This window comes from Burkholderia sp. HAN2018, from assembly GCF_024704855.1.
GTDB lineage: Bacteria > Pseudomonadota > Gammaproteobacteria > Burkholderiales > Burkholderiaceae > Burkholderia > Burkholderia cepacia.
Genome location: NZ_QOBB01000244.1, coordinates 1 through 10,019, shown reverse-complemented (window position 1 = coordinate 10,019; position 10,019 = coordinate 1). Strand labels below are relative to the sequence as shown.

The following is a 10,019-nucleotide window of genomic DNA, read 5'->3' as shown; positions in this document are numbered from 1 at the left end:
GCCCCACGGTCGGCCGCAGGCCGACGGCGCCGCACAACGCGGCCGGAATCCGGACCGAGCCGCCGGTGTCCGTTCCGAGCGCGGCGGGCACCACGCCCGCGCCGACCAGCGCGCCCGAGCCGCTGCTGCTGCCGCCCGGAATCCGGTTGAAATCGTACGGGTTGCGTACCGCGCCGGTGACGCGGTTGTTGCCCGACACGCCGAATGCCAGCTCGTGCAGGTTGGCCTTGCCCGCGATCAACGCCCCGTGCGCGAGCAGCCGCGCCACGACCGGCGCGTGCTGCGGCGGCACGCGGTTGTGCAGCGCCAGCGTGCCGTTGCCGGTCGGCAGGCAGGCGGTGTCGATGTTGTCCTTGATCGCGATCGGCAGGCCCAGCAGCGCGTGCGGGGTGGCCGACGTCGCGAGGTCGCGGTCGCAGCGGGCCGCTTCGGCGAGCAGCCGCGCCTCGTCGACGCATGTGAAGCCGTTCAGGTAGCGCCAGCGTGCGTGCCGCTCGATCAGCGCGTACGCATACTCGACACAGGAAAACGCCCGGCGCAGGATCGCGTTCCGGGCTTCGGTGAGCGTCAGGGTTTCCAGGGTGGCCATCGTCGTCGTTCCTCGTCACGGGGGATCGCTACAAGGTAGGGTGTGCCGATTTTGACGCCCATCATCACAATGGATGACCCCGGCCGACGGCCGCGCCGCCGGTCACGCCAGCGCGGCGGCCAGGCTCGCGCGGTTGGCGACGCCCTTCTTCGCCATCACGCGCCGCAGATGCGTGCGGACCGTCGACAGCCCGATGCCGAGCGTGCGCGCGACGTCCTTGTCGGTATAACCGGCGGCGACGAGCCGCGCGACGTCGCTCTCGCGCCCGGTCAGCCCCGTGCACGCGTGGCGCCGCCGCAGCAGCGCGCGCCGGAAAAACGGCTCGATGCCGTTCAGCAGCAGCTTGTCGCGCTCGGTGAAATCCGGCCGCCCTTGCGCGCGCCAGATGCGCAGGTCGCCGACGTGTGTCGCGCCGTCGAGCGCATAGACGTTGATGCCGTGATGCATGCCTTCGCGGCGCAGGAAATCGTTGTAGAACTCGGTTCGTTCCAGCTCGCGCCGGCTCACCACCTCGTCGACGCAGGTCGCCACGCGGCGCGCGCGCAGTTGCGACGTGACCGGATCGATATGCTGGAACCACGCTTCGTACCGCGCGATCTGCTGCGGATCGACGTTGTACGCGAACCCGTTGCGCCACAGGCCGGTGTGTTCGTCGCAATCGAACGACGCGGCGAAATCCGCGCGGATCAGCTGCGTGATCTCGGGCAGCACGACCGTCCGCACGTCGACGACCGGCCCCAGTTCTTCCAGGCGGGCGACGATGTCGCCGAACAGCCGGAGCTCCTCCGGCGTGATGTCGGAGACGGACAGGTTCATGACGCCGCCGCGACCGACGCCTGCCATAACGCGGCCACGCCGGCGTAATCCCTGACCTTGAACGCCGAGCCGTCGCGGATGTGAACCCAGCCGAGCGTGCGCTCGGCGAGCGGCTTGTCGTGGTCGTCCGTCGCGATCTTGACGATCGCATGCGCGCGGACATGCACTAGACCGTCCGGATAGTCGGACGACGGGTTCGCGAGCGTCACCGTCACGAACGGGCCGAGATCCTGAAGGAGCCGGGCGGCCGGCGGCTGGTCGGCCATCAGCAACGCACCGCCCTTCACGCGGTCGTCCACGCGGATGGCCATGCCGCCCGGCCGCCGCTGCGCGGCGGTCGGCAGCGACATCCACAGCACGTGGCCGGGGTTCAGATAGACCTCGTCGGGGTCGCCCATCGCGTCGCGGGTTTCAATCCGGGCTATCGGCATGCAGGGTCTCCAGTCGAATATCGGGCACCGCGTGCGGGTGCGGCGGCACCATGATGCCGCAATTTGCCGGCGTTCCGCGTGTCTTGCGACGAAGGGCGCGGCCACCCGTGGCAGGGCAACCGCGCCACGCGCACGCGACTTGCCGCCTTGCCTGCGCGCCATCGGTTCGCCCATCCCTGTTCGTGCGGGAAGCAATCGCACCGGGCCGCGCCGCCATCGCTACCCGCCGGCGGCCGCTGTCGGCTCCGCGTCCGACCGTTTCGCGTGAAGTCGCAACGCGAGCCACGCGATCCCGACCGCGACCGCGCCGACCACGCCGCCGAAGGTGCCGACCCACGGCAACCCGAAGTCGCCGGCGATATGGTTGCCGATCAGCGCGCCCGCGCCGATGCCGACGTTGTACAGCCCCGAGAAGATCGACACCGCGAGGTCGGTTCCTTCCGGCGCCAGCTTCAGCACCCACGCCTGCATGGCCAGGCCGAAACAGACGATCGCCCCGCCCCACACCAGCGTGTGCACGGACAGCGTGACGATGTTCAGCGCGCACGGGAACAGGATCAGCAGGCATCCCGCGAGCGCGACGATCGACCCGAGCAGGAAGTCGTCGGGACGGTGCGGATAGATGCGGTTGAAGCAGATCGCCGCCGGTATGCCGGCGATGCCGAACAGGATCAGCACATACGTGATCCGGCTGCTGCTCGCGTGGTTGACGCTCTGGACGAAGGGCTCGATGTACGTGTACGACGTGAAGTGCGCGGACACGACGAGCACGGTGATCGCGTACAGCGCCACCAGCGCGGGCCGGCGCAGGAACACGCCGACGCTGCCGAGCGACCCCGCGCCCTGGCTCGGCGATACCGGCAACGTGGCGCGCAGCAGCAGCAACGCGACGGCCGCCGCGCCGGCGATGATCAGGAACGTGACCCGCCAGCCGAACGTCTCGCCCACCACGCGCCCGAGCGGAATGCCGGCCACCATCGCGATCGCCGTGCCCATCGCCAGCAGGCTGAGCGCACGGCTTTTCCGGTCGCTCGGCGCGAGGCGCACGGCCAGCGGCACGGAAATCGACCAGAACACCGCGTGCGCGCACGCGATGCCCAGCCGGCCGACCATCAGCACCGCGAAATTCCACGCGACGCCGGTCACGACATGACTGCCGATGAACACCAGCAACGCCACCGACAGCAGCTTGCGGCGCTCGACATGGCGCGTGGCCAGCGTCAGCGGCAGGGACACGACGGCCACCGCCCACGCATAGATCGTCAGCATCAGGCCGACGTCGGTCGCCTGCATGTGCAGGCTGTCGCCGATCGCGCTGAGCAGCGCGACGGGCACGAATTCGGTGGTATTGAAAATGAAGGCGGTGAGGGCCAGGGCCAGTACGCCCCACCACGAGTGCCTGGAACTGACTGCGTCCGGTGTTGCCATACGTGGATTCGACGAGACGAGGGTTGGGGGCGCGCGGCGCGGAGAACCCGGCCCGGCGATCGCCGCGATTGTACCAGCGGCGCCTGACACGGCGCGGCGCGGGGTGGCCGCGGGACATGGTCATGACATGGCCTTGCGCCGATAATGTGCGGCACGCTTTCACGACCCGTTCGCTCGACCTTTGTTTGCTCGCCCCCGGCGAGCCAGGAGATTCACATGCGCATTGAAACGTCATTTCTGTTCGATCTCGACGGCACGCTCGTCGACAGCGTCTATCAGCACGTGCTCGCGTGGAAGGAGGCGCTCGATGCCGAAGGCATCGAACTGTCGGTGTGGCGCATCCACCGCAAGATCGGCATGAGCGGCGGCCTGTTCCTGAATCAGCTGCTGCGGGAGACGTCGGGCAACCTCGACGCCGAGCGCGTCGAGCGCCTTGCCCGCCTGCATGCGGCCGCGTACCAGCGGCTGCGCGCGCAGGTCCGGCCGCTGCCCGGCGCGCGCGAATTGCTCGCCGCGCTGTCGGCGGCGGGCATCCGCTGGGCGATCGCGACCAGCGGACGGATGGAAACGGCCGCCATCAATCTCGAGGCGCTCGGCGTCGATCCGGCGAAGCAGGTCGTGGTCACGCGCGACCAGGTCAAGTACGCGAAGCCCGACCCCGACCTATTCCTGACGGCCGCCGCGCAACTGAACGTGCCGATCGAACACACGGTCGTGGTCGGCGACAGCATCTGGGACATGCTCGCCGCGAGCCGCTGCCGCTCGCTCGGCGTCGGGCTGCTGTCGGGCGGTTACGGCAGCGACGAGCTGGAACGCGCGGGCGCGCTGCGCGTGTACGACGATCCGGCCGATCTGCTGTGGCATCTCGACGAGATCGCGGCGCGGCCGTAGGCGTCGGCCGGCCTGTCGGCGCTGACAACGGGGCTACACGACGGGCGGTGCAGCAATTGCGCACAATTGTCCGGCATTCACGTCGGGCTTCGCGGTAGGCACAAAGAGCGTGATGCGTACAACGTCAGGATCAACGCTCACTGCGAGCGACGCCTGCGCGTTTTTGCCAACAAATAATGATCACACGCGAATATCTGTGAAACCGTGAATTTCACGCATGCGAGAAACATAATTAGCGATTCGCGAGTAGACGCGATTATTTAATTCGCCGATCTATTACAAGATCACTTCCCCTGACATCAGTGGCCGCGATTCCGCATCCCGGTAGACTAGACGAGTTTCGATGAACGAATAGGCGTTGCCGACACGCTGACAGGAGCCGCCTGCATCTATCAGCAAGTCAAAGCGGAAACGCTGAGGCAGCAGGAATGCGCTGCCGTTCGTCTCCTGCGAGGGCTGTCCGTTTCTTTACGCCGGTCTAGTACGCAGGATGATGTGACAGTTGTTTTCATTTTTTGCCGCTCGATTTTTTGGGGTATGGATTAATTCTTTCCCCGTCCATTTCAAAGATCACTATCAGAAGCCCTATGCCGGACGTAAAGAAAGTGCCGCATTATGAAATCAAGACATCATCGATCCCATTCTCATTGCCGAAGTGGAAGGAATACGCTGGCGTCAACGGGTGTGTTCCCTTGAATACACCGCACGGGGTTTGCATGGACAAGCTTGCTCCGGGTGAACCCAAGCCCCTCGAGCCTCCCGAGTCCAAACCAGCAAAACCCGAGGCGCTGAAAGCGCCTGATCCAGCAACGACGCCTCCACCCACGCAAGCATCGCCTCGCAAGTCGTCCGAGCCAGCCGACGCCGAAGATTGCGAGCATCCCCCTCCCTTCGACCTGCTGGATGTTCCTGAGGCGATGAAACGAATGAAGTGGCCTGTTGCGGCCAGGCTCGCCAGACGATGGTTCAGTGGCCCCAAGCACGTTTGGGACAACAGCTTCAAAACGGACCAGCCGTTTGACAATGCCACCGTCACCCTTGACTGGGCCCTCAAGTTTGGGAAAGTCAAAAAGCGGTATGACGAGCTTATCTCGAAAAATATCTACAATGAAAATGCCAGAGCAAGGTTGAGAGATCTGCTGCGGCATGTGGTGAAAGAAAAATTCGCATCTTCGGTAGCTTTCGATTTTCAGACGGTCGGTGACAAAGGTAATCTCGTCGAATTTTGCAGAAAATGGCAATTTCAGCTCGTTAACGTGTCCAGCTTCGACACGACAGGAGGTCTCCCGTATGCACCGACAGATTTGACGGCTGCTCTGGCGAACTTCAACATCTATGCCGCCATTGGGCGTGCGGAGTTTTCCGGAGACAGATATTACAAATACGATAATCATGAAAAAACCAAATCCTACTGCATCGACTTGACCGCATCCATAACACATATCTATGCGTACATAAAAGATAGCTATTCCTTCAATGACGAGAAGTCGCCATCGAGTAGCCAGTACCTGGGACACTGGAATAAGAATGGCATGGTTATTACGAGCGGAGGAAGAATCAGGGAGCTTCTGTATCGAGGCGGCGTCAATTCGAATCTTGGCAACTCCATCGAGGTTGAGTCGAAGATAAAATGGAAGTATCTGATCGATGATTTCCTGGATAAACCGATCGACACGCGAAAAGGTCTAGTCAAGAAATTCAGGTCGTGTGATGTGTACTATCCCGTTTTCAACAAAACCTACAACGACTGGCGAATCAAGCATAATCGCGGAGAGGATTTTGTGATATATTCCGAATTACGATATCTTAAATTGACAAATCCCATTAAATTAAGCCTGGGTGAAATATGCAGATCACCAGAAAAAATTTAATCGTGATCGCGCTCGTTTTGGCGCTGGCGATTCTGTCTCTTACATTGCGGAAATCATACGAGGGTTGCGAAAGCTATACTCGGGCTCTTAACGGAGGAACGAAAGAGTTCGGTGGCGAGAAATACAAAATCGAGCTATGTGGGGCACGTCGCTCGTTTGGCGACGGCGACGAAATTCGGCTCCAAGTGATAGGGCCGGCAGGGGATGTGCTGGCGGAGCGGTATTTCGCGGTGCGCACGATTAACGATGCGGCCCCTCGGGAACTAGAGTACGGCGACGACAATATTTTCTACTACGACCAATCGAAGTCGTCTCCGTTGCGCTTCGTCGCCATGCCGCCTTCCAGGATGGACGGGTGGACGGCGCGAATACCTTTGCTGCAACGACTGATCGCGTCATTTTCATGACGAGCAGCATGCGATCGTCAGGACTCGCGTCGATCCAGCAGCGCTGCCAGGACGACCGCACGTCTCGATCGGGGTCGTAGCGGTAAACATAAAGGGCGCGCGCGGATCGCTCACCGGTTCCTTCCACGCGGGCCGCGCATGCAACGATGAACACCCGTCACCGCAACCGCCAAGCCGGTCAGTCGTCATCCACGCGCTTGTCGATCAGGTACCGACCCCGCTCGACGCCCGCGCGCAGCGCGTCGACCTCGGTCAGCCACTCGGGGCCGGCCAGCTCCGGCACGATCAGCTCGATGCGCGCGCCGCCGACATACACCTGCACCTCGTCGCGCCACGCGCCGCGTTCGTCGCGCCGGGCCCAGACGAGGATTTCGTGTCCGCGATACGGGTCGCGAACCTGTGCGTCCTGTTGATGTTGCATGGTGGCCTCCTGTCCTTATCTGCGATTCCGATGCAAAAAATGCGCGCCGCGTGACCACCGCGCGCGCGGCGAACCTTGTGCGCACGCGCCGTGCCCGGCCGGCACGCGGCTTGCGTCCCGTTACGTATCGACCGTATCGACAGTCTTGACCGCTCCGGGCCGCCTCGCGCGGGCCGCAAGGATTTCCCATCATGATCGGCCACCTCGAACTTCTCGGACGCCTGCTGCTGGCCGCGCTGCTCGGCAGCGTGATAGGGCTCGAACGCGAACGCCTGAACTGGGCCGCCGGGCTGCGCACGCACATGCTCGTGTGCGTGGGCTCCGCGCTCGTGATGCTGGTGTCGACGTTCGGCTTCGAAGACGTGCGCGGGCAAAACGGCGTCGTGCTCGACCCGTCGCGGGTCGCCGCGCAGGTGGTGTCGGGCATCGGCTTTCTCGGCGCGGGCTCGATCCTGCTGCGCGGCGAAGTCGTGCGCGGGCTGACGACCGCCGCGAGCCTGTGGGCCGTGGCCGGTGTCGGGCTTGCCACGGGCGGCGGCATGTACATGGCGTCGATCGGCGCGACGGCGATCGTGCTCGCGATCCTCGCGGGCGTGAAGCCGCTCGAGCGCCGCTTCATCGCGCAGCGCCAGCAACGCACGCTGCAGCTCGTGGTCGAGCGCGGCGGCCTGACGCTCGGCACGCTGCACGAAGCGCTCGGCCCGGGCCGGGTGCGCGTGAAGCGGTTCATCGTCCAGCAGTCGGACGACGATCCCGACACCGACGACATTTCCGTTTCGTTCTCGCGCACCAGCGGACCGGAATTCGCCGCCATCTGCGAAACGCTGCAAAGCATCGCCTGCGTACGGACCTGTCAACCCGATACCGCGTCAAGGAGCTTCGCGTGACCCGCGCCGACCTGCTCTCCCATCTCGTGTCGTGCCAGCTGGCCGCGCGCATGCGGTCCGGCGCATGGCTCTCGACCCGCCAGCTCGTGGACGCGCTGCGCGCATGGCTCGCCTGCCATCGCGCCGAATGCGGATGGCTCGAGCGGATCAAGATCGCGGACGCCTCGACGACGATCGCGCAAGGCATCTACGCCATCGCGGTCGCGCACGGCGATCCGGCCGGCGGCGAGCGCGTGCGGCTCGATGCGGATTCGCCCGAACTGCAGGCGCTGCGCGCCCGCTGCGACGCGCTGCTGCAGCATATCGACGGCGACCGGGACGTCGACGCGCGATGATCGTGCGGGACCGCGCGACACTCGCCACTCGCCACTCGCCACTCGCCCCGCGCCACGTGCCACGCGCCGACGCGACGGCCGACAGCGCCCCGCACGTTCCCGACCGTGTGCCCGGTGTTCTCGCTGGCCCCGACCCGGGCCCGTCCGGGCGAGCGGCCGGCCGACGTGGCCGTGCATCGCAGCGTGCGCGCGCGGCATGCGTCCGACCACTATCCATCCGCCGGTCGCGCGAATGCCCGCGACGCCCCCGGCGGGCACGTCGCTTGCGCGGTGAGCCGGTTTCGACCGGACGGAGCCCACCCATGCGAACCGACGCCCTCGACGGACAGGCACTCGACTACTGGTGCGCCCGCGCACTGTGCGTGGACGACGAAGACACGCTGCGCTTCGCCGCCGTCACGCCGACCGTCGTCGTGACGGCCGCCTGCGACGCGTTCCGGCACCTCGGTGCCCCGTTCACGCCGTCGACATCGTGGGCCGACGCCGGCACGGTACTCGACCGCGTCGACGATCTGCGGATCACCCGCCACGGCGACGACGTCGAATGCGACGCCACCTTCGCCGACGGCCCGTCGACCTGCGGCGCGCACGCCCGCGATGCCCGCGTGGCGCTGCTGCGTGCGTTCGTGCGCGCGCGCTTCGGCGACGAGATCGACCCGCCGCCGCCGTTCGCGCATCGGATCGAACACGGCGCCGTGGTGCGCTACGACCCCGGCGTGCCGCTGCCCGACGCGGACGACGATCGCGGCACGGGCGACAGCACGGACATCCGCTCGATACCGCGCATGTAAGTGCATGCCTGTACCCGGCGTTCATGTAAAAACGACAGTCCCGGCACCGGCCGGCTTCCCGCACGCGCCTTACCCGGCGGGACACCGCCCGGCGGGCACGCGGGTTGCGGCACATCGGCGCTATCGACTGCCGCCACCCGCCCCGCGCCACGCCATGGACTCCACGCCGACCTTTGCCCCGCATATCTATTTCTGCGACGCCCGCCTCGTCGGGCCGCTCGACGCATGGCCGCAGACATTCGCGCACATCGCGGGCATGGGCTTCGATCACGTGCTGGTCGGCGGCTTCTGGGCCGCGAGCGTCGCCGGCTTTCCGCGTCACGTGGCCGATTTCCGGCGTCCGGCCCAATCGTTCGCGACGCGTGCAAGCGCACTCGAAACCTTCTCGCGGCTCGCCCAGCTCGCGCACGGCCACGGCCTGCGCCTGCTGCTCGAAGCCGTGCCGGATCGCGTCGCGCGCGACAACCCGCTGCGCGCCGAGCATCCTGACTGGTACGTCGAGCGCACGCACGACGACGCGCTGATCGATCCGCGCGGCACCGCGCACGCGCTGGACGTCGCCCACGCGAACCTCGACAGCGACGCGGTACGCGACGGGCTTTCCGCGTGGTGGTGCGCGCACCTCGGCGCATTCGCCGATGCGGGTGCCGCCGGCTTCCTGGTCGACGCGCCGCATCATCTGCCGGCCGACTGGTGGCCCGGCTGGCGCGCGGCACTGCGCCGGGCACGCCCGGACGTCGCGGTGCTCGCGGGCGTGCCCGGCCATGCGCGGGACGCGCTCGCGCAGCTCGAAGGCACCGGGTTCGACGCGGTGTTTTCATCGGTACGCTGGTGGGACCTGCGCGCACCGTGGTTCGTCGACGAACACCGGCTGCTGCGGCGCATCGGCTCGCCGATCGCGTTTCCCGACGCGTTCGACGGCAAGCGCCTCGCCGACGACTGGCCCGACGCGCCGGACGATACCGTCGCCCGCGCCTATCGCCGCGCGCTGTGGACGGCCGCGGCCGTCGGCACCGGCTGGCTCGTGCCGATGGGCTTCGAACGCGGCATCACGGTGCCGCTGATGGCGCGCGACGCCGATGCGGCGCGCTACCGCGCCGCGTTCGAGCGCGCGCGCTTCGACCTGTCCGGCGCGATCGCCGATGCGAACGC

Annotated in this window: 11 protein-coding genes and 1 pseudogene; 7 read left to right on the top strand and 5 right to left on the bottom strand. The window is 66.1% G+C overall.

Going from position 1 to position 10,019, the window contains the following annotated elements; genetic code table 11:
- The 4 genes from DPV74_RS34925 to DPV74_RS34910 form a co-directional block, all read right to left on the bottom strand.
- On the bottom strand, window positions 1-589 hold a 589-nt coding region (locus DPV74_RS34925; RefSeq protein WP_240440073.1), incomplete at its 3' end, for an amidase family protein.
- Between the two features lie 102 nt (window positions 590-691).
- Window positions 692-1,405: a helix-turn-helix transcriptional regulator gene (locus tag DPV74_RS34920; protein WP_091921854.1), complete on the bottom strand. Its 714-nt coding sequence runs from the start codon at window positions 1,403-1,405 to the stop codon at window positions 692-694.
- Window positions 1,402-1,836 carry a hypothetical protein gene (locus DPV74_RS34915; protein ID WP_143066124.1) on the bottom strand — a complete coding sequence of 145 codons (435 nt, stop codon included), beginning with the start codon at window positions 1,834-1,836 and terminating at the stop codon, window positions 1,402-1,404. The genes DPV74_RS34920 and DPV74_RS34915 overlap by 4 nt, the downstream gene beginning before the upstream one ends.
- A 219-nt stretch (window positions 1,837-2,055) precedes the next feature.
- Complete coding sequence (locus DPV74_RS34910) at window positions 2,056-3,264, bottom strand: sugar transporter (RefSeq protein ID WP_091921730.1); 1,209 nt, start codon at window positions 3,262-3,264, stop codon at window positions 2,056-2,058.
- A gap of 216 nt (window positions 3,265-3,480) precedes the next feature.
- Here DPV74_RS34910 and DPV74_RS34905 point away from each other — a divergent pair, with 216 nt between their 5' ends.
- The 3 genes from DPV74_RS34905 to DPV74_RS34895 all read left to right on the top strand — a co-directional run bounded on the left by DPV74_RS34905 (window position 3,481) and on the right by DPV74_RS34895 (window position 6,433).
- On the top strand, window positions 3,481-4,155 hold the full coding sequence (locus DPV74_RS34905; RefSeq protein ID WP_059687748.1) for an HAD family hydrolase: 675 nt from the start codon (window positions 3,481-3,483) through the stop codon (window positions 4,153-4,155).
- Window positions 4,156-4,871: 716 nt separating this feature from the next.
- Window positions 4,872-6,026, top strand: coding sequence for a DUF6402 family protein (locus DPV74_RS34900; RefSeq protein ID WP_240440071.1), 1,155 nt, complete (start codon window positions 4,872-4,874; stop codon window positions 6,024-6,026).
- Window positions 6,002-6,433 carry a hypothetical protein gene (locus DPV74_RS34895; protein ID WP_143066123.1) on the top strand — a complete coding sequence of 144 codons (432 nt, stop codon included), beginning with the start codon at window positions 6,002-6,004 and terminating at the stop codon, window positions 6,431-6,433. The genes DPV74_RS34900 and DPV74_RS34895 overlap by 25 nt, the downstream gene beginning before the upstream one ends.
- Window positions 6,434-6,611: 178 nt before the next feature.
- Here DPV74_RS34895 and DPV74_RS34890 read toward each other — a convergent pair whose 3' ends face one another.
- On the bottom strand, window positions 6,612-6,854 hold the full coding sequence (locus DPV74_RS34890; protein WP_091921726.1) for a DUF6566 family protein: 243 nt from the start codon (window positions 6,852-6,854) through the stop codon (window positions 6,612-6,614).
- A gap of 191 nt (window positions 6,855-7,045) precedes the next feature.
- Here DPV74_RS34890 and DPV74_RS34885 point away from each other — a divergent pair, with 191 nt between their 5' ends.
- The 4 genes and pseudogenes from DPV74_RS34885 to DPV74_RS34865 all read left to right on the top strand — a co-directional run.
- A complete protein-coding gene (locus DPV74_RS34885; protein ID WP_091921724.1) occupies window positions 7,046-7,741 on the top strand; it encodes an MgtC/SapB family protein in 696 nt (231 codons plus the stop codon).
- On the top strand, window positions 7,738-8,076 hold the full coding sequence (locus DPV74_RS34880; protein ID WP_027792546.1) for a hypothetical protein: 339 nt from the start codon (window positions 7,738-7,740) through the stop codon (window positions 8,074-8,076). Before DPV74_RS34885 ends, DPV74_RS34880 begins: the two co-directional genes overlap by 4 nt.
- 302 nt (window positions 8,077-8,378) lie before the next feature.
- Entirely contained in the window at window positions 8,379-8,867 is a 489-nt protein-coding gene (locus DPV74_RS34870; RefSeq protein WP_091921722.1) for a phage protein NinX family protein, read from the top strand.
- A 154-nt stretch (window positions 8,868-9,021) separates the two neighbouring features.
- Window positions 9,022-10,019: pseudogene (locus DPV74_RS34865) on the top strand (DUF3416 domain-containing protein); the annotation flags it as partial.

Bases quoted from the DNA above. Each gene is read 5' to 3' on its own strand.
- DPV74_RS34920 (WP_091921854.1), bottom strand. From the start codon at position 1,405: ATGAACCTGTCCGTCTCCGACATCACGCCGGAGGAGCTCCGGCTGTTC.
- DPV74_RS34915 (WP_143066124.1), bottom strand. From the start codon at position 1,836: ATGCCGATAGCCCGGATTGAAACCCGCGACGCGATGGGCGACCCCGAC.
- DPV74_RS34910 (WP_091921730.1), bottom strand. From the start codon at position 3,264: ATGGCAACACCGGACGCAGTCAGTTCCAGGCACTCGTGGTGGGGCGTA.
- DPV74_RS34905 (WP_059687748.1), top strand. From the start codon at position 3,481: ATGCGCATTGAAACGTCATTTCTGTTCGATCTCGACGGCACGCTCGTC.
- DPV74_RS34900 (WP_240440071.1), top strand. From the start codon at position 4,872: ATGGACAAGCTTGCTCCGGGTGAACCCAAGCCCCTCGAGCCTCCCGAG.
- DPV74_RS34895 (WP_143066123.1), top strand. From the start codon at position 6,002: ATGCAGATCACCAGAAAAAATTTAATCGTGATCGCGCTCGTTTTGGCG.
- DPV74_RS34890 (WP_091921726.1), bottom strand. From the start codon at position 6,854: ATGCAACATCAACAGGACGCACAGGTTCGCGACCCGTATCGCGGACAC.
- DPV74_RS34885 (WP_091921724.1), top strand. From the start codon at position 7,046: ATGATCGGCCACCTCGAACTTCTCGGACGCCTGCTGCTGGCCGCGCTG.
- DPV74_RS34870 (WP_091921722.1), top strand. From the start codon at position 8,379: ATGCGAACCGACGCCCTCGACGGACAGGCACTCGACTACTGGTGCGCC.